This is a genomic window from Dyella soli, assembly GCF_054482295.1.
Map to the genome: position 1 here is coordinate 353,576 of NZ_JBTFFU010000003.1, position 18,526 is coordinate 372,101.

Here is an 18,526-nt window from a genome sequence, read left to right on the forward strand (position 1 = left end):
AAGCTATGTCCAAGGTCACCATTCCCGCCTGGCAGCGTCCGCACTGGCAGCCCAGTAGCGAAGAGGCATTGCTGCAGTTCTACGTGTTCGGCAAGTTCGAGCCGGTGCGCGCGCCGTCCGCCGACTATGGCAGCGATGGCCTGCCCAAGGGCATGGAGCTGACCAGCCACCACCACAACGCGCTGCGCCAGTGGGAGGGCTATCCGCTCAAGGGCGGCATGGGCCGCATGTTCAAGAACGATGCGCCGGAAGTGTACCGGCTCGCGCTGGACGCGCCGGAAGTGCTGGTGGTGCGTGGCCGCCTGCCCGACAGCGCCGACACCGGCTACCTGCGCGACACGCTCGGCGTGCTCGCGGCCCTGCTCGACGTGGGCGGCACGGCCATCCTCGACCCGCAGGTGCTCAGCCTGTACGACGCCGACGGCTGGCGCCGGCAGTACCTGGTGCGCGACGGCGCGCCAATCCGCAACCATCTGCTGATCCTGCGCGATGCGGAGGAGCAGCAAGGCCGCTACTGGATCCACACGCGTGGCATGCGCAAGTTCGGCCGCCCCGACATCAGCATCCGCAACGTGTCGGAAAAGGACACCGATCGCGCCGGCCTGCTGTGCGAGCGCCTGGTGGAACTGGAGGCGCTGGGCGCGCACTTCAGCGATGGCCAGCAACTGGATGCCGAAGGCCTGCATGGCGGCCTTACCGCGCACCTGGGTGGCGGCTACGAAGACCCGGAGTTCAACAACACCTTCGTGGAATTCCGCTGGCCGGACTGACCGCCGTCCCGGGCCCCGGGCCACGCGTGTGCAGCGGCTAACGCTGGCACTTCGGGCACCAGAACGTCGAACGTTGTCCCAGCACCACCTGGCGGATCGGCGTGCCGCAGGCGAGGCACGGCTCGCCCTCGCGTCCATAGGCCTGCAGTTCGCGGAAGAAGTAACCCGGCGCGCCATCGGGCTTGATGAAGTCGCGCAGCGTGGTGCCGCCGCGCTCGATCGCCCACGCCAGGATGCGCTTCACCTCGGCCGCCAGCCGCGCGTAACGCGCACGCGAGACGTCGCCCGCCGGTTTGCGCGGATCGATGCCCGCCGCGAACAGTGCTTCGCTGGCGTAGATGTTTCCCACGCCGACCACGATCGCGTTGTCCATCAGGAACAACTTCACTGCCGCCCGGCGCCCGCGCGACAACCGCCACAGCAGGTCGCCGTCGAAATCGTCGGTGAGTGGTTCGGGGCCGAGCGCCGCCAGCAACTCGTGGGTTGCCCCGGGCGGCTGCCACAGCAGGCAGCCGAAGCGCCGTGCGTCGGTAAAGCGCAGCACGCGTGGCGCTTCCGTGGCGGTGGCCTCCAGCGCGATGTCCACGTGATCGTGCTTGCCGACCAGTGCGTCAGGTGGCAGCACGCGCAGCACCCCGGTCATGCCAAGGTGCAGCAGCGCGCTGCCGGCGGCGGTGTGCAGCAGCAGGTATTTCGCGCGACGCTCGACCGCGTCGATGCGCTGGCCCGGCAGCAACTCGGTGATCTGCGGCGGAATCGGCCAGCGCAGGTCCGTCCGGCGCAAGGTCACGCCGGTGACGCGCCGGCCGATCAGGTGGGGTGCAATGCCGCGCCGGGTGGTCTCGACTTCGGGTAATTCGGGCATGCGCTACGACCAGTCCGCGTGGAAGCTGCCGGGCTTGTCCACGCGTTCGAACGTGTGTGCGCCGAAGTAGTCGCGCTGCGCCTGCACCAGGTTGGCCGGCAGGCGCTCGGCGCGATAGCCGTCGTAGTACGCGATGGCCGAGGCGAAACAGGGCACCGGCACGCCGGCGTTCACCGCGGCCGATACCACCTCGCGCAGCGCGCCCTGGTATTGCGCGGCGATGTCGCGGAAATACGGGTCGAGCAGCAGGTTCTTCAGTTGCGCGTCGCGTGCGTAGGCATCGGTGATCTTCTGCAGGAAGCGTGCGCGGATGATGCAGCCGGCGCGAAAAATGCGCGCGATCGTGCCGTACGGCAGGTCCCACTGGTATTCGTCGGAAGCGGCGCGCAACTGCGCGAAGCCCTGCGCATAGGAAACGATCTTGCTGAAGTACAGCGCGCGCCGCACGGCTTCGATGAAGGCCGCGCGGTCACCGCTGAACGTGGCGGGTGCCGGGCCGGGCAGTACGCGGCTGGCGGCGACGCGCTCGTCCTTCAGCGCGGAGAGCAGGCGGGCGAAGACCGACTCGGTGATCAGCGGCAACGGCAGGCCAAGGTCCAGCGCGCTCTGGCTGGTCCATTTGCCGGTGCCCTTCTGCGCCGCGCGATCGAGGATCACGTCGACCATCGCCTTGCCCGTCTCGGGATCCTTCCTGGCGAAGATGTCGGCGGTGATGCTGATGAGATAACTGTCGAGCTCGCCTTTGTTCCAGTCCGCGTAGACCGCGGCAAGCTCGTCGTTGGACAGGCCAAGCACCTGGCGCAGTACGCCGTAGCTTTCGGCGATCAGCTGCATGTCGCCGTATTCGATGCCGTTATGCACCATCTTCACGTAGTGGCCCGCGCCGTTCGGGCCCATGTAGGCCACGCACGGCTCGCCATCGGGCGCACGCGCCGCGATCTCGGTGAGGATGGGTGCCACCAGGTCGTACGCGTCACGCGGCCCGCCGGGCATGATCGAAGGCCCGTGCAGGGCGCCCTCCTCGCCGCCGGACACGCCGGTGCCGATGAAATGCAGGCCCGCCGCGCTCATTTCGCTCTCGCGGCGGATGGTGTCCTTGAAGAAGGTGTTGCCGCCGTCGATGACGATATCGCCCTTGTCGAGCAGGGGCCTGAGCTGGGCCAGGGTGGCATCGGTCGGTTCGCCGGCCTTCACCATCAGCAGGATGCGCCGGGGCTTTTGCAGCGAATCGACGAACTCCTGCAGCGAATAGGCCGGCACCAGGCGTTTGCCGGGATTCTCGGCCATCACTTCGTCGGTGCGCTCGCGGCTGCGGTTGTAGATGGAGACCGCATGGCCGCGACTCTCGATGTTGAGGGCCAGGTTGCTGCCCATCACCGCCATGCCGACCACGCCGATCGCTTGCTGACTCATGTCACGCTCCTGCCGAGGGATCACCTACATATGGGGAGGCGCGGTCGGGGTGCAAGTGGTGCAGCCGGTCCCTTTGCCGGGACGACGGCCGCAGGTGCGGTTACTGGGCGTGCACGGCCTGGCCGCTGACGGGCCTCGGGGTGTAGCGCACGGAAACCAGGGCCACGCGATCGCCCACGCGCACATAGCGTTGCGGACCGGTCACCGAGGTCTCGCCAAATTCCAGTCGCTGGCCATCCAGGCTCAGCACCGCCGCCGGTGGCGCGAGGCCGATCCGGGCCGGCTCGAAATCGCTGATCGGGCGCCAGCTCAGGACGGCCGCGGCCGCGGTGTCGGTCAGTTCGCCGAGGCGACCATCGTCGGCCCGCACGTTGCCGTCGTCGGTTCGCCACCAGTGCCCGTCATGCCGGGTGTAATGCTCGGCAGGGCGGCTGCCGATGCTCAGCTCCACCTTGCTGATGCTGGCCGGCGGCGCGGCCAGCAGGGTGCCGGGCGCCGCCGCGCGATCGTGCTGCCATTGCCACGCGGCCACGGCCACCAGCGCCACGGCAGCGGCGATGATCCAGGCGCGCTGGCGGCCCGCACGCGTCATGCGCGGCGACGACGCCAGGCGATCCAGCCGCCCGTGGCCAGCAGCAGCAGCGGCAGGAACACCAGGAAACCCAGGCTTACCGTGCTGAGCTGCGCCTGGGAAATCTGCAGCACGCGGTCGGGCGCGCCGCGCGGCGGCAGGTTGACCAGCGCGTCGTCGCCGAGCAGCCAGTCGAACATGCGCTCGCCCAGCGCGCGATTGCCGCCGTTGCCGAGGAAGGTGTTGGACAGGAAGTCGCCGTCGCCGACCACCACCACGCGCTGCTCCGCCTTGTCCGGGCTGGGCGACAGGCGGCTCAGGGCGAAGCCGAAATCCAGCGGGCCCTTCAGCTCGCCGGCAGCGGCGTCGTACTGGACGGTGGAACTCTGCGCGTTGTCGATCGCCTTGAACTCGGTCCAGCTCTGCGGGCCGGAGCGCAGGAACGGCACGACCTGCCAGTCGGTGCGCGCCGAAAGCGCCAGCGCGGATGTCTGGGGGAACAGCGTGGTGAGCGTGAAACCACGCGTGATCGCATGTTGCGGATAGTCACCCAGCGCGATCATGCGCGGATCCTGCAGGCCGAGCGCGGCGCCCTGGCCGTCCACCAGCACGCCCGGCAACACGCGTACGCCCAGCGCATCGGCCAGCGGCGCGAGGTGCAGGTCGTCGTTGGAAGGCTCGCTCAGCCACAGCAGGTTGCCGCCGTTGGCGACATAGTCGGTCAAGGCCTTGACCGCGCCATCGGGCAGCGCCAGTTCGGGGCTGGCGAGCACCACCAGGTCGGTGTGCTGCGGTACCGCGGTGACCTGCGCGAAGTTCAGTGGCACGGCGCGCATGCCGCGGCCTTCCAGCTGCGCCATGAAGGTGCCCAGGTCCGCGTTGCCCTTGTCGTCGGGGCGACGCTCGCCATCGCCGGAAACGAACGCCACGATGCGCTCGCCACCACGCGCGAGGCGTTCCAGTGCATTGGTGAGACTGCGTTCGGACAGTTCGTCCAGGCGCTGCTCGCGGCCCTGGTAGTGGATGATCAGCGCGCCGTCGACGGTGATGCCCAGCTCGCGCATGGCCGCCGGATCCTGCTGCGGATCGACAAAGCGCAGCGCAAGATCGGGCTTGACGCGCTGGTAGCGCTGCACGAATCCGGCCACCGTGTGGCGCAGGTCGCTTTGCGGATTGGCGTAGCTGACGATCTCCACCGGGCCATGCAGCGCATCGAGCACGGCGCGGCTCTCGGACGAGAGGCTGGCGCGGCCGCCATGGGTCCAGTCCGCCACGTGGTCATGGCGCGAGGTGAGGTAGCCGACGGCGCCCGCCGCCAGCAGCAGGGCGAGCGCAAACAGCCATCCATTGAGGTGCCGGAACAGGCGTGCCATCAGCCGCGCTCCCGTTCGGCCGCGAGCCGTTGCGTGGCAAGGGCCAGCGCCACCACCACCACCAGTGCGAACCAGACGACGTCCGCCACCGAGACCAGGCCGCGCAGCATGGTTTCCAGGTGTCCGCTCAGCGCCAGCCAGTTGAAGGCGCCACCGGTGGCACCGGCCTTTTGCGCGGCGATGTTCACGCCCGCCAGCGCCAGGCCGATGGTGAGCGCGATGGTGGCGGCAATGGACGAGTGGGACGCATAGGCCGAGCACGCGATGCCGATGGCGGCAAGCGCGGCCAGCGTCAGCAGCATGCCCAGCGAGGCGGCCGCGAGCTTGCCCCAGTCGAGCGTGATCCCATGCGCAAGGCTCAGCGGCATCGCCAGCGCCAGGGCGAGCCACAGCACCAGCCACAGCATCAGCGCGAGGTATTTGCCCAGCACGATGCGCGAGGCGGGCAGGCCGGCGGCAAACCACAGCGGCAAGGTGCCGTTGCTGCGTTCGCCCGCCAGCGCCGACATGGTCAGCAAGGGCACGATCACCAGCGCCAGCTCGGCCACGCCGAACGGCAGGATGCCGCCGGTGAGAATGCTGCTCAGCATCGGCACGCCGACCAGGTCGGTATAACCCGGGCCGCCAGGCAGCGCGGCCAGCTTGATCTGGCCGGCGAGAAATCCGCCCAGCAGCAGCATGAAGCGCCAGGCCAGCTGGGCCAGGGTCAGGGCGGCCAGTACCCAGGCCAACGGACGGACGAACAGGCGGCGCAATTCCAGCCGCGTCACGGCGAGCACACTCATGCAGCCTGCATCCGGTCGCCGTTCCCTTCGCCACGCATGGCGACATCGAAGAAAGTCTGTTCCAGCATCTTGTGGTCGTCGCCGTTGATGGCTGCGTCGTAACGCAGGCGGCCCTCGTGCAGGATCGCCACGCGGTCGCAGGCGGCCGTGACTTCGGCCAGCAGGTGCGTGGAAAGAATGATCGCGGTACCGGCGGCCGCCTGTTCGCGGATCACCGCGCGCAGCGCCGCCACCTGCACCGGGTCGAGCGCGTTGGCGGGCTCGTCCAGCACCAGCAGCGATGGCCCGTGCAGCAGCGCGCAGGCCAGGCCCAGCCGCTGGCGCTGGCCCTGCGACAGCACGCCGGCGAGACGGCGCGACAGGCTGCCCAGTTCCAGCCGCTCGGTGATCGCCTTGCGGGCCCTGGCCAGTTCGGCGCCGCGCAGGCCGCGCAGGCGCCCATGCGCGTCCAGGTGCTCGCTGACGGTCAGTTCCGGCCACAGCGGGGCACGTTCCGGCAACCAGCCGATGGCGCGGCGGGCAAGTTCGGGCTGCTCAAGGAAGTCCCGGCCGTTCAGGCGGATGCGGCCGCTGTCGGGCACCAGGGCGCCGGCGATCATCGCCAGCGTGGTGGACTTGCCGGCTCCGTTGACCCCCAGCAGGCCCAGCACCTGGCCAGCGTCCAGCCGCAGGCTGAGATCGGCGACCGCAGGCCGTCCGGCCCGGTGGCGGGTAAGTTGATCCAGCTGCAATACGACGGTAGGCGCGCTCATTGCATGATTGTCAGGGTGACCCCATTTGCATACAACTGGGTGAGGGCGCCAATGCGCGGCACAGCACATTAACTTTGTTGCACGGTATAGGTGCGACAATATTCGGCATTGTCCATGCTGGCGGGTACGGCAACCCCTCGCTTAGACTGAAATTTCATACACCTGGGTACTTCCCTGATGCTCGACGCAGTCCTCAACTTCCTGTCCAACGGCATCACGCATGCCGGCTGGCTCAGCATGACCATCTACATGCTGATCATGACCCAGCTCACCATCTTCACGGTGACGCTCTACCTGCATCGCTGCCAGACCCATCGGGGCGTCGACCTGCACTGGTCGATCTCGCACTTCTTCCGCTTCTGGGGCTGGCTCACCACGGGCATGGTCACCAAGGAGTGGGTGGCGGTGCATCGCAAGCACCACGCCAAGGTCGAGACCGAGGAAGACCCGCATAGCCCGCAGATCTACGGCATCAAGAAGGTGTTCTGGGACGGCGTCTCGCTGTACCGCGACGCCAGCGAGGTGAAGGAAGATCTCGAGAAGTACGGCCGCGGTACGCCGGACGACTGGATCGAGCGCAACCTCTACGGTGCACATCCGTACTGGGGTCCGACCCTGATGCTGTTCATCAGCGTCGCGCTGTTCGGCGTGATCGGCGCCGCCCTGTGGGCGCTGCAGATGGTGTGGATCCCGTTCTGGGCCGCCGGCTTCGTCAACGGCATCGGCCACTGGTGGGGTTACCGCAACTTCGAGAGCGCCGACACCGCGACCAACCTGATCCCCTGGGGTTTCTGGATCGGCGGCGAAGAGCTGCACAACAACCACCATGCGTTCCCGAGCTCGGCCAAGTTCGCCCTGCGCAAGTGGGAGTTCGACATCGGCTGGGCCGCCATCTGCGCCCTGCGTGCGGTGGGCCTGGCCAAGGTACTGCGCGTGGCGCCGACGCTGGACATCCGCCCGAACGTGCACCTGCCGGATGCCGAGACGCTCAAGGGCGTGCTGACCCATCGCTTCGCCGCGATGACCGACTACTACCGCAACGTGATCATGCCGACCCTGCGCGACGAAGCGCAGCACGCCGGCGACAGCATCAAGGCCGTGCCGCGCCGCGTGCGCCGTGCGCTGGCCGACGGTGGCCGCTGGCTGGACAGCGAAGGCCGCGACCGCATGCAGGCCGTGCTGGCCAAGCGCCCGACGCTGAGCACCGTGTGCGACTTCCGCAACCGCCTGGCTGCCCTGATGGAACAGCGCGGCGCCGACCAGGCCTTGAAGGGCCTGCAGCAGTGGATCGCCGAAGCCGAGCAGAGCGGTATCCGCGCCCTGCAGGAATTCGCCGCCCGCCTGAAGAGCTATTCGGTGGCCAACGCCTGATCGCTTCGATCCAGTGACATGAAAAGCCCGCCGCAAGGCGGGCTTTTTTTTATGTGCGGGGGTTGGGTGGCCTTCCTGTCTCGCTCCGCCCGAACCCTCATCCGCCTGCCGGCACCTTCTCCCGAAGGGAGAAGGGTTGCATCGATCGACGTTGATTTAGCCCCTCTCCCCTCGGGAGAGGGGTTGGGGTGAGGGTGCGGGGCTTGCGCAGCCTTTCATTCTCGCGCTCCGCCCGAACCCTCATCCGCCTGCCGGCACCTTCTCCCGAAGGGAGAAGGGTTTCTTCGATGAAGCCTGGCTTAGCCCCTCTCCCCTCGGGAGAGGGGCTGGGGTGAGGGTGCGGGGCTTGCGCAGCGTTTCTGTCTCGCGCGCTCCGCCCGAACCCTCATCCGCCTGCCGGCACCTTCTCCCGTGGGGAGAAGGGTTCCTTCGATGGAGCCTGCTTTAGCCCCTCTCCCACCGGCGACCCGAAGGTAGTCCCTGTGGGAGAGAGGGGTTGGGGTGAGGGTGCTGGGCTTGCGCAGCCTTTCATTCTCGCGCTCCGCCCGAACCCTCATCCGCCTGCCGGCACCTTCTCCCGTGGGGAGAAGGGTTTCTTCGATTGACGTCGCGTCAGCCCCTCTCCCCTCGGGAGAGGGGTTGGGGTGAGGGTGCGGGGCTTGCACAGCCTTTCATTCTCGCGCTCCGCCCGAACCCTCATCCGCCTGCGACCAAAGGGAGTCCCTGTGGGGCCGGCACCTTCTCCCGAAGGGAGAAGGATTCCTAGGATGGAGCCGGCCTTAGCCCCTCTCCCACCGGCGACCCGAAGGTAGTCCCTGTGGGAGAGAGGGGTTGGGGTGAGGGTACGGGGCTTGCACAGCCTGCCCAGTTCGCGCCCCGCCCGCACCCCATCCCAGCCAACAAAAAACCCGCCTTGCGGCGGGTTTTTCGTGGAAGCAGCAAACCCGAGAGGGCTTACTTGATCTTGCCTTCCTTGTAGATCACATGCTTGCGAACAACCGGATCGTACTTCTTGAACTCGAACTTTTCCGGCGTGTTCTTCTTGTTCTTCTGCGTGGTGTAGAAGTGGCCGGTGCCGGCCGAAGAGATCAGGCGGATCTTGTCTTGCTTGCTGTTAGCCATGGCTCAATCCTCAGATCTTTTCGCCGCGGGCGCGCAGGTCGGCAATCACGGCTTCGATGCCGTTCTTGTCGATCGTGCGCAGGGCGTGGTTGGAAACGCGCAGCTTGACCCAGCGGTTCTCGCTCGGGACCCAGAAGCGGCGCTCATGCAGGTTCGGCAACCAGCGGCGACGGGTTTTGTTGTTGGCATGCGAGACGTTGTTGCCGGTCTGCACACCCTTTCCGGTGACTTGGCAAATGCGGGCCATGATGACCTCCTATAGAGCGCCCTGGGGCGCGTTTGCCACCCGTTAGCCAGGGCGGCATCGGCCCAGCGGCGCCTGGCGCCACGCGATGCTGGTGGGTGGAGCTTTCGAGGTCTGCCGTGAGGCCCGCATCGCGTAGCGGACATGCCCGATCGGTCGGGTCGGCATGGTCGAGCCGGCTATTCTCCCAGAAAAACAGGGCTGTGCGCAATCTTTGCCCGCCGGGCTCCCACCGCATGGCGGCCTGCGGGGATGTATGGAACAATCCATCTCTTTGCGTATTACGCACCGCACACGTTAAGAGGGATACCCCAATGGCAGATTTCACCGCCAATGGCCAGGCCAGTGGCCCGGCCGGCCAGCCGCAGCTGGTCCTGCAGAAGATCTATGTGAAGGACGTGTCCTACGAGGCACCCAATGCGCCGCAGATCTTCCAGGACGTGGGCGAAACCGACCTGCAGCCGCAGGTGCAGCTGAACCTGGGCCAGAAGGCCGTGGACCTGGGCAACGACCAGTTCGAAGTCGTGCTCAGCCTGACCCTGACCTGCACGCTGGGCGAGCGCACCGCCTACCTGGCCGAAGTGCAGCAGGCCGGCGTGTTCGGCATCGCCGGTTTCAGCGAGGAAGACCAGGCCGGCATCATCAACAGCTACTGCCCGAACCTGCTGTTCCCGTACGCGCGCCAGATCCTTTCCTCGCTCGTGCTGGAAGGCGGTTTCCCGCCGTTCCTGCTGCAGCCGATCAATTTTGACGCCCTGTACGCCGAGCAGCAGCGCCGGGTGCTTACCGGCAGCGCCGTTCCCACGCTGAACAGCTGATCCCGCACCATGGTTGAACGTCCGACGCTGGCCGTATTGGGTGCTGGCTCGTGGGGAACCGCGCTCGCGGCCCTTGCCGCCCGCAACCACGTGCCGACCCGCCTGTGGGGCCGCGATGCGGCCGCACTGCGCGCCATGGCGGAACACCGGCGCAACCAGCGCTACCTGCCGGACGTCGAGTTGCCGTCCGAGCTGGCGTACGAGCCTGACCTGGCCGCTGCCCTGCGCGGCGCCCAGGTGGTGCTGATCGTGGTGCCCAGCCATGCCTTCGCCTCCATGCTGGAGGAGATCGTGCCGTGGCTGGAGCCCGGCGCGCGCATTGCCTGGGCCACCAAGGGCTTCGAGCCCGGCACCGGTCGTTTCCTGCATGAGCTGGTGGCGGAGCGCTTCCCGGGCCGTGCGGCCGCCGTGGTCACCGGTCCGTCGTTCGCCAGGGAAGTGGCGGCCGGCATGCCCAGTGCCGTCACGGTCCATTCCGATGACGACGCCTTCGCCAACGAGCTCGCCCTGCTGCTGCATGCGCCGAACTTCCGCGCGTATTCGGGCAGCGACGTGCTCGGCGCGGAACTGGGCGGCGCCATGAAGAACGTGCTGGCGGTCGCCACTGGCGTGGCCGATGGGATGGAGCTGGGCCTCAACGCCCGCGCCGGTCTCATCACCCGCGGGATGAACGAGATGCTGCGCCTGGGCGTGGCCCTGGGCGCGCGCCCGGAAACGCTGATGGGCCTGGCGGGCCTGGGCGACCTGGTGCTGACCTGTACCGGCGATCTCTCGCGTAATCGCCGGCTGGGCCTGGCGCTGGGTCGCGGCAGGGCCATCGACGAAGCCGTGCGTGAGATCGGGCAGGTGGTGGAAAGCGTGCTGACCGCCGACGAAGTGGTCCGCCTGGCCACCAAGCACGGGCTGGACCTGCCCATCAGCAGCGGCGTGCGCGCCGTGCTGCATGGCGAGGTCACCCCGGTCGAGGGCCTGAAGGCGCTGATGGGGCGCCAGCAGAAGCCGGAGTACCCGAGGGGCCTGTTTGGTCCGTGTTGAGCACTGACGCCAACTCTTGGCGTCCGGTGCGAAAAACCGGACGATGAGACGCGCACTCGTGCAGGACCCTTGCTAAGCTGAATCTTTTGGTCGCCCTGGCGAACCGAATGCGCATGCAGTCACCGGACGATAAACAGCACGACGGTCTGACCACGCAACGCAGCGACAGCGGTGGCGAGTCGCTGCCGGTTGTCTGGCGCAAGCTGCTGGCTTCCGCCGCGACCGGCCCCACGCATGAGCGCGGCGTGCTGGGCTTCTTCCTCGAGGTCATGCTCGAGGAGGGCGTGGCCTTTGCCCACCTCGACGTGGCGCCGGTGGTGCTGGCCGTGGCCGAGCAGGGCCGCTTCGTGCGGCCGACGCCGCTGGACAGCAAGCATCTCGCGCAGCAGGCGCTGGCGCCCCACGAGCAGCGACTGGCCGCCACCGTGCTCGGCCTGCCGCAGACCCTGCGCAAGAGCCGCAGCTATGCGCGGCTGTCCGGCCACGTCGGCGACGCCCTGCTGGCCGAAATCCTCGATACCTCGCCGTGTTTCCTTGGCGGCCTGGCCGGCCTGCGTCTGTCCCGCGGCAAATCGCACCAGCTCAACTGGCAATGGCACCTGGAAAAGGACGGCGGCCAGCGCCTGCAGCCGGCGATGCCGACCAACCATCGCCTGCTGCGCATCGATGCCCTGTGGTACCTCGACGCCGAGCGCGCCGAACTGGGCCACCTCGAGGCGCCACTGGAAGAGACCCAGTGGCTTGACCTGCCGCCGCTGAAGCACGAATACAGCCAGATCCTGCGCGACGCCCTGCCGCACAGCCGCCTGTCGCACCGCCTGCCGCTGCCGCAGGTGCTGGGCGAGATGCGCCGGGCCGAACTGGCGCCCAAGCCGGTACTCACGCTGCACGCACTCACCCGCCATGCGCGGCTGGCCGCCGGCACGCCGCCGCTGGCGTATGCGCGCCTTGCCTTCGACTACGCGGGCGAGCGCCTGCCTGGCCGCGGCGGTGAGCCGCTGGTACGGCGCGTGCGCAACGGCCATCTGCTGGAAATCACCCGCCGCCGCGCGGAAGAACTCTCCGCCATGGAGCAGCTCGAACGCGCCGGCCTGACCCCCGGCGTGGACACCGAGGGCCTGCCCTGGGATCTGGCGGACACGCTGCCCGAGGATGCCTGGCTGTTCCCCGGCAAGGGCTACGCCGGTGCGCTGGAGGTCAACACGCCCGCGCGCTGGCTGGCGCTGCGTCCCAAGCTCGAAGTGGAAGGTTTCCTGCTCGACTACGCGCCCAGCTTCCCGTTCGAAGTGCTGGAAGGGCCGGTGCGCTGGTATGGCAATGCGGTGGAGGACACCGACGACCACGCCTTCGACCTGGAAATCGGCATCGAGGTGGAAGGCAAGCGCCACAACCTGCTGCCCGCCGTGGCGCAGGCGCTGGCCGAGCACCAGTTGAACCTGAGTCCCGCGCCGAACGAGCCGGAAGATGCCGTGTGGTACGCGCCGGTGGACGAGCGTCGCCGCGTGCCGGTGCGCCTGAAGGAACTGCGCGGCCTTCTGGCGCCGCTGGCCGAATATCTCGAACGGCCGCGCAAGAAGCTGCACCTGCCGCGCGTGCAGGCCGGCCGCCTGGAAGAACTGGTCGATGCGCTGCCCAGTGGCGGCGAGCTGGTGGCGCCCGACGCGCTGCGCGGTTTCACGGCGCGCCTGCGCGATGCCGCGGAGCGCGCCAGCGATGTGGTGCCCGACGGCCTCACCGTCGAGCTGCGCCCGTATCAACGCGAAGGCCTGCGCTGGCTCAATGCGCTGGCCGAGGCGGGCGTGGGCGGCGTGCTGGCCGACGATATGGGCCTGGGCAAGACCCTGCAGCTGATCACGCACCTGCTGGCGCTGAAGGAGCGCGGTGCGCTCACGCAGCCGGCCCTGGTGGTGGTACCCACCAGCCTGATCCCGAACTGGCAGGCGGAAGTCGCGCGCTTTGCGCCGGCCCTGCGCGTGCTGGCCCTGCATGGCCCGCAGCGCGGCGGCGATTTCTCGCAGCTCGGCGCGCAGGACATCGTGCTGACCAGCTATGCCCTGCTGCCGCGCGACGTGGTGACGCTGCGCAAGCAGCCGTTCGCGCTGATCGTGCTGGACGAAGCCCAGCAGGTGAAGAACCCGCGCACGCAGGCACGGCGCGCCGTGCTGAGCCTGCGCGCACCGCGCTGCATCTGCCTCACCGGCACGCCGCTGGAAAACCACCTGGGCGAACTGTGGTCGCAGGTGGATCTGTCCGTGCCCGGCCTGCTCGGCGACGAGGGCGCATTCCGCCGTCACTACCGCGTGCCGATCGAGCGGCATCGCGACACCGATTGCCAGGATCGCCTCAACCGGCGCCTCGCGCCCTTCATCCTGCGTCGGACCAAGTCGCAGGTGGCCTCGGAGCTGCCACCCAAGACCGAGATCACGCGCCGGGTCGTGCTCGAAGGCCGCCAGCGCGAGCTGTACGAAAGCCTGCGCCTGTCGCTGGCGGAGGAACTGCGCGAGGTGATCGCGCAGCGCGGCATCTCGCACAGCGGCATCGTCGTGCTCGACGCCCTGCTCAAGTTGCGCCAGGTCTGTTGCGATCCGCGCCTGGTGAAACTGGAAGCGGCGCGCGGCGTGCGCGATTCGGCGAAGTTCGAATTGCTGATGGACATGTTGCCGGCGCTGCTGGCCGAGGGCCGCAAGGTGCTGCTGTTCTCGCAGTTCACCGAGATGCTCAAGCTGATCGCGCACGAACTCGACCGCCACCGCATTCGCTACGTCACGCTCACCGGCGAAACGCGCGACCGCGCCGAACCGGTGCGGCAGTTCCAGGAGGGCGAAGTGCCGCTGTTCCTGCTGTCGCTGAAAGCCGGTGGCGTGGGCCTCAACCTCACCGCCGCCGACACCGTGATCCACTACGACCCGTGGTGGAACCCGGCGGCCGAAGCGCAGGCTTCCGATCGTGCGCATCGCATCGGCCAGGACAAGCCCGTGTTCGTGTTCCGCCTGATCACCGGCGGCACGGTGGAGGAGCGCATCGAGGAACTGAAGGCACGCAAGGCGGAACTGGCCGAAGCGGTGCTGGAAGGTGGCGGCACGCGCGAGAAGCTGAGCTTCGACCAGTCGGACCTGGATGCGCTGCTGGCGCCTGGGTGATGCCTCGCTTGCTTCCTCTCCCCTCCGGGGAGAGGACTGAGGTGAGGGGCGGGTGCTCGCGGTAGCGTGGATCAGGCGTGATCTCGTGGCTTTTTTCTCGCTTCGCTCCCGAGCGCTTTCGCCAGCTTGCCGCTTACGCAGCGGGCGTTTCGACCTCCTGCCGGAGGCCGAGTCACTTTTCTCTTGCTGGCCCAAGAGAAAAGTAACCCAAAGAGAATGGCCTCAAGAGCTCGCGGCAACGGGTTGGATACAGGCCGGAACGGTCTTGGGGTCTCGAGGCGGGACACCTCCGCCTCTGCCTAGCCGCTTCACTGCAACGCGCCATGGCCTTGAGGGCTTAAAGCCAGGAGTCGCGCGCTGTTGCTCCCTCTCCCATCCGAGGAGAGGGAGCAAAGAGCGATCAGAGTGCCGGCCTGGTCCGCAACAAGGCATCCACCGCCTGTTGCCACTGCGGCGATCCGATCGGCGATTGCGGCGCTTCCTGGCCCAGCTTGTGCTGCACCGCGTGGTTCCATTCGTCCGAACCGCGATCGGGTCCGTGGCCGTCATCGGTGATGTGCAGGCGTTCGTCGACCCAGGCGTACCACGCGGCCGAGCCGAGTTCGGCGCGTGCGGGCGCGGCCTGCTCTGCCTGGGGCTTGGGTGGCTTCTGCGCGGGTGGTGGCGAGGAAGGCGAGCACGCGGCAAGCAGCGCGGACATGAGCATGGCGAGATAACGGCGCATGACGGCCTCCAGTGGACGGATCCATTGCCGAGACTACCCGCAGGCGGCGGCGCGGCGATGAATCGCGCCTGACGTCAGCGTCGCGCGGCCACTTCGTCGATGTGCCGGAGCAGGTCGGCGGGGTCTTCGTAGACGCGGAACGCGCCGGCGTCCTCGAGTTCTTCCTGGCCGTAGCCGCCGGACAGCAGGCCCACGCCCAGTGCACGCGCGCGCTGCGCCGCCAGCATGTCCCAGATGCTGTCGCCGATCACCAGGCTGTGGTGGATGTCGACGCCCAGGCGATGGGCCGCGGTGATGAACAGGTCGGGATCCGGCTTGGCATAGCGCACCTGGTCGCGCGTCACCACCGGCACGCTGGACGGATCGACGCCGAGCGCCTCCAGGTTGTGCGCGGCCGTCTGCATGCGCCCGCTGGTGGCGATGGCCCAGGGGATTTCTTCGTCGGTGAGGAAGGCCAGCAGTTCGCGTGCGCCGGGCAGCGGGCGCACCGCGCCCTGCGAGGCCTGCCGCGTATAGGCCTCGGCGTGCCAGAGGCGCAGACGCTCGAGGCGTTCCTCGGTGATTTCCAGCCCGGTTTCGCGCAGCAGCATGTTGGCGAACAGGCCGCCGCTCATGCCGATCTTGCGATGGATGCGCCACACGGAGAGTTCGACGCCTTCGCGGTCGAGTGCTTCCTTCCACGCCAGCACATGCTGGTAGACGCTGTCGACGAGGGTGCCGTCGAGATCGAACAGGAGCGCGGAATTGCTGCGTGCCACGGGGTCTCTCCATCCACTGCCAGACGGCTAGTGTCGCCGATCGGCGATGGGCGACCAAACCCTGGCGCGTCGCGGCCGGCGGGAAAAAACCGCCGGCGCCGGGCTTATTCGCTGCAGACCAGCGGCTTGCCGGCTTCGATCACGGCCAGCGCGGCGGCGCCGAGCAGGCCCGGTTCCGGGTGGATCATGGCCACGGTGGGCACGTGTTCCATCGTCTCGCGGAAGCGGCCCTTGGCCTCGAAGCGCTCGCGGAAACCGCCGCGCTTGAGCCACGGCAGCAGGATCGGCAGCACGCCGCCGGTCAGGTACACGCCGTCCCAGCCGCCCAGGCTGAGCACGAGGTCGCCGGCCACGCTGCCGAAAATGCCGGCCAGCGTTTCCACCGTGCGCACGCACAGCGGATCGGTGCCGGCTTCGGCGCGGGCGGTGATGTCCTCGGGCGTGTATTCCTCGGCCGGCTGGCCGGCGATGTCGGCGAGGGCAAGGTAAAGGTTGACCAGGCCGTTGCCGCAGATCATGCGTTCGTTGGACACGCGGCCGAAGCGGTCGTTGAGGCGATGCAGGATCTCCACGTCTTCCGCCGTGTGCGCGGCGAAGCCGGCGTGGCCGCCTTCGGTCTCGAGCACGATCCAGTGGCCTTCGCGACGCAACAGGCCGGCCACGCCAAGGCCGGTGCCGGGGCCCATCACCACGAACGTCTGCGGCTCGCGCAGGCCCAGCGTCGGCATCGGCTGCGGGCCCACCGGGGACAGCTGGTCGTGGGTCAGCAGCGGCACCGCCATCGCCTGCGCGGCGAAGTCGTTGACCAGGTGCACCGAATCCATGCGCAGTTCGGCCTGCAGTGCATGCGCGGCCACGGCCCATGGGTTGTTGGTGACCTTGACCGTCTCGCCTTCGCTGATGCGTCCGGCCGCGGCGATGATCGCGCGCTGCGCGCGCAGGCCGGTGTCGTCGAAATACTGGCGGATGGCGTCGGCCAGCGAGGCGTAGTCCTTGACCCGGTAACGCCGCACGCTGTCGTCCAGCAACGGCGCCGCACGACCCGGATCGGCCAGGGCGAAACGCACATTGGTGCCGCCAAGGTCAGCAAGCAAGGTCGGGACGGCACGGGCTGGCGTTCTCATGGACGGTCCTGGCTTCGGGGAACGGTAAGCGTGACGCCCCCGGGCCGGTTCGTCCAGTACTGCGCCACCGCGCCGGGCGCGCTATGGCGCGGTCCGGCCGGGAAAGTCCATGCGCAGGCGCGCACCACGGCTGGCCGACCCGTCGCCACCGTGCAGCGCAGACGGGTCGGCCCTGCGAGGTTCCTGCGATGTATGCCGACGTGCGGCGCGGCAGCGCTCAGGCGGTGGCGAGATAGGCCGACGGCGTGGCGCCGAAGCCGCCCTTCACCCGCCGCGCGGTGTCATCGGCCAGTACCTCGAGTTCGCCCGCGGCGAGGGCCTGCATGGTGCGGCCGGCGATGTCGGCGGGACTGCTCTTGGGGGCATCCAGGTGGCTCACCATGTCGGTGTCGATGTAGCCCGCGTGCACGGCCAGCACTTGCGTGCCCTGCGCGCGCAGTTCGTTGCGCAGGCTGTTGGTGAGCGCCCAGGCGGCAGCCTTGGAGACCGAATACGCGCCGGTGGTGCCCAGGCTCAGCCAGCTCAGGGCCGACAGCATGTTGACCAGCGCGCCGCCGCCGTTGGCCTTCAGCACCGGCGCAAAGGCCTGGCTCATGGCATGGATGCCATGGAGGTTCGTCTCCAGCAGGCGGCGCAGCGCGGCGGCGCCGTCCTGCTTATCGAGCAGCGGCGTGGGCGAGGTGATGCCGGCGTTGTTGATCACGATGTCGACATCGGCGCAGGTGATCGCGGCGGCAGCCACATCCTGCGCATTGGTGACGTCCAGCTTGATCGGAATGACACCGGGCAGGGTGACCGTGGACGGGTCGCGTGCGCCGGCGTAGACCTTGCTGGCGCCGGCGTCGAGCAGTGCCTTGGCAAAGGCGAGGCCGAGGCCGCGGTTGGCGCCGGTGACGAGGGCAATGGAACCTTGGATCTTCATGGGGTGGGGTTTCCTTGGGCTGGGAGTGGGCTGGACGACGGCTGCGCCGCTATATATATGACAACCGTAATACGATATGATCGGTATCATGGATTTCAATGGCCGGCGTGCTGCCGGCAGGAAGCGATCCCATGCGTTACGACAAAGGTCACAAGGAAGCCACGCGGCAGCGGATCCTCGAGACCGCGGCGGCTCGGTTCCGCGGAGAAGGCATCGCCAGCGTCGGCGTGGCCAATCTGATGGGCGACATCGGTCTCACCCAGGGCGGCTTCTACAACCACTTCGAGTCGAAGGACGACCTGGCCCGCGAAGCCGTCGGGCTGGGCTGGCAGGGCACCTATGAGCGACTGTCGAAGGCGCTGCACGATCCGGTGCGCGGCGGTATCGAGGGCGTGATCAACAGCTACCTGAGCGCGAGCCATCGCGACAACGTGGCCCAGGGCTGCGTGGCCGCCGCGCTGGCCCCGGAAATCGCGCGCGGGCCGGCGGTGGTGCGCAAGGAATTCAGCGAGCGCGCCGAGCGCGTCATCGGGCTGCTGGCCGACGCCTTGCCCCGGACACTCAAGCCCAAACAGCGGCGCGCGACAGCGATGGCGGTGTTCTCCACCCTGGTCGGCACGCTGTCGCTCGCACGCGCCGTGGATGATCCGGAAGTGTCCGAGCAGATGCTCGCTTCCGGTCGCAAGGCGGCGCTCTCCCTGGTCGAGTCGGCGGGCTGACACGTCGGGCCGTCCGGCCT

Annotated in this window: 18 protein-coding genes; 6 read left to right on the plus strand and 12 right to left on the minus strand. The window is 68.3% G+C overall.

Translation table 11 applies throughout. The features are described 5' to 3' along the window. The first annotated feature begins 5 nt into the window (after positions 1-5). Positions 6-770 carry a hypothetical protein gene (locus ACXU4B_RS15915; protein WP_131410728.1) on the plus strand — a complete coding sequence of 255 codons (765 nt, stop codon included), beginning with the start codon at positions 6-8 and terminating at the stop codon, positions 768-770. Between the two features lie 37 nt (positions 771-807). Here ACXU4B_RS15915 and mutM read toward each other — a convergent pair whose 3' ends face one another. The 6 genes from mutM to ACXU4B_RS15945 form a co-directional block, all read right to left on the minus strand. Further along, the gene (mutM, locus tag ACXU4B_RS15920; protein WP_131410726.1) at positions 808-1,635 is read right to left on the minus strand and encodes a bifunctional DNA-formamidopyrimidine glycosylase/DNA-(apurinic or apyrimidinic site) lyase; all 828 of its coding nucleotides are present in this window, start codon (positions 1,633-1,635) and stop codon (positions 808-810) included. A 3-nt stretch (positions 1,636-1,638) separates the two neighbouring features. After that, positions 1,639-3,048 carry an NADP-dependent phosphogluconate dehydrogenase gene (gene gndA, locus ACXU4B_RS15925; RefSeq protein ID WP_131410724.1) on the minus strand — a complete coding sequence of 470 codons (1,410 nt, stop codon included), beginning with the start codon at positions 3,046-3,048 and terminating at the stop codon, positions 1,639-1,641. 100 nt (positions 3,049-3,148) lie between these two features. Next, complete coding sequence (locus ACXU4B_RS15930; RefSeq protein ID WP_131410722.1) at positions 3,149-3,640, minus strand: hypothetical protein; 492 nt, start codon at positions 3,638-3,640, stop codon at positions 3,149-3,151. Further along, entirely contained in the window at positions 3,637-4,992 is a 1,356-nt protein-coding gene (locus ACXU4B_RS15935; protein ID WP_131410720.1) for a GldG family protein, read from the minus strand. The genes ACXU4B_RS15930 and ACXU4B_RS15935 overlap by 4 nt, the downstream gene beginning before the upstream one ends. Then, positions 4,992-5,777 carry an ABC transporter permease gene (locus tag ACXU4B_RS15940; protein WP_131410718.1) on the minus strand — a complete coding sequence of 262 codons (786 nt, stop codon included), beginning with the start codon at positions 5,775-5,777 and terminating at the stop codon, positions 4,992-4,994. The genes ACXU4B_RS15935 and ACXU4B_RS15940 overlap by 1 nt, the downstream gene beginning before the upstream one ends. Continuing rightward, positions 5,774-6,529, minus strand: coding sequence for an ABC transporter ATP-binding protein (locus ACXU4B_RS15945; protein ID WP_131410716.1), 756 nt, complete (start codon positions 6,527-6,529; stop codon positions 5,774-5,776). The genes ACXU4B_RS15940 and ACXU4B_RS15945 overlap by 4 nt, the downstream gene beginning before the upstream one ends. A 177-nt stretch (positions 6,530-6,706) precedes the next feature. On the opposite strand from ACXU4B_RS15945, the gene ACXU4B_RS15950 reads away from it, so the two are divergent. Next, positions 6,707-7,900, plus strand: coding sequence for a DesA family fatty acid desaturase (locus tag ACXU4B_RS15950; RefSeq protein WP_131410714.1), 1,194 nt, complete (start codon positions 6,707-6,709; stop codon positions 7,898-7,900). Positions 7,901-8,854: 954 nt separating this feature from the next. On the opposite strand, the gene rpmG is transcribed toward ACXU4B_RS15950, so the two are convergent. Both rpmG and rpmB read right to left on the minus strand, forming a co-directional pair. Further along, positions 8,855-9,022, minus strand: a complete 168-nt coding sequence (gene rpmG, locus ACXU4B_RS15955) for a 50S ribosomal protein L33 (protein WP_008211962.1) — start codon at positions 9,020-9,022, stop codon at positions 8,855-8,857. A 10-nt stretch (positions 9,023-9,032) separates the two neighbouring features. Next, complete coding sequence (gene rpmB / locus ACXU4B_RS15960; protein WP_131410712.1) at positions 9,033-9,269, minus strand: 50S ribosomal protein L28; 237 nt, start codon at positions 9,267-9,269, stop codon at positions 9,033-9,035. 311 nt (positions 9,270-9,580) lie between these two features. On the opposite strand from rpmB, the gene secB reads away from it, so the two are divergent. From secB to ACXU4B_RS15975, 3 genes are all read left to right on the plus strand, one after another. Then, on the plus strand, positions 9,581-10,084 hold the full coding sequence (gene secB, locus ACXU4B_RS15965) for a protein-export chaperone SecB (RefSeq protein ID WP_131410710.1): 504 nt from the start codon (positions 9,581-9,583) through the stop codon (positions 10,082-10,084). Between the two features lie 9 nt (positions 10,085-10,093). Next, complete coding sequence (locus ACXU4B_RS15970) at positions 10,094-11,119, plus strand: NAD(P)H-dependent glycerol-3-phosphate dehydrogenase (protein WP_131410708.1); 1,026 nt, start codon at positions 10,094-10,096, stop codon at positions 11,117-11,119. 113 nt (positions 11,120-11,232) lie between these two features. Further along, positions 11,233-14,259 carry a DEAD/DEAH box helicase gene (locus tag ACXU4B_RS15975; RefSeq protein WP_131410706.1) on the plus strand — a complete coding sequence of 1,009 codons (3,027 nt, stop codon included), beginning with the start codon at positions 11,233-11,235 and terminating at the stop codon, positions 14,257-14,259. 400 nt (positions 14,260-14,659) lie between these two features. Here ACXU4B_RS15975 and ACXU4B_RS15980 read toward each other — a convergent pair whose 3' ends face one another. From ACXU4B_RS15980 to ACXU4B_RS15995, 4 genes are all read right to left on the minus strand, one after another. Further along, on the minus strand, positions 14,660-14,983 hold the full coding sequence (locus tag ACXU4B_RS15980) for a hypothetical protein (RefSeq protein ID WP_131410704.1): 324 nt from the start codon (positions 14,981-14,983) through the stop codon (positions 14,660-14,662). A gap of 74 nt (positions 14,984-15,057) precedes the next feature. Further along, on the minus strand, positions 15,058-15,741 hold the full coding sequence (locus tag ACXU4B_RS15985) for an HAD family hydrolase (RefSeq protein WP_131410702.1): 684 nt from the start codon (positions 15,739-15,741) through the stop codon (positions 15,058-15,060). A 104-nt stretch (positions 15,742-15,845) separates the two neighbouring features. Then, positions 15,846-16,865: a glucokinase gene (gene glk, locus ACXU4B_RS15990; protein ID WP_131410700.1), complete on the minus strand. Its 1,020-nt coding sequence runs from the start codon at positions 16,863-16,865 to the stop codon at positions 15,846-15,848. Positions 16,866-17,082: 217 nt separating this feature from the next. After that, the gene (locus tag ACXU4B_RS15995) at positions 17,083-17,787 is read right to left on the minus strand and encodes an SDR family oxidoreductase (RefSeq protein ID WP_131410698.1); all 705 of its coding nucleotides are present in this window, start codon (positions 17,785-17,787) and stop codon (positions 17,083-17,085) included. A 131-nt stretch (positions 17,788-17,918) separates the two neighbouring features. Between ACXU4B_RS15995 and ACXU4B_RS16000 the strand changes: the two genes are divergently transcribed. Then, positions 17,919-18,506: a TetR/AcrR family transcriptional regulator gene (locus ACXU4B_RS16000; protein ID WP_131410696.1), complete on the plus strand. Its 588-nt coding sequence runs from the start codon at positions 17,919-17,921 to the stop codon at positions 18,504-18,506. Positions 18,507-18,526: the final 20 nt, after the last annotated feature.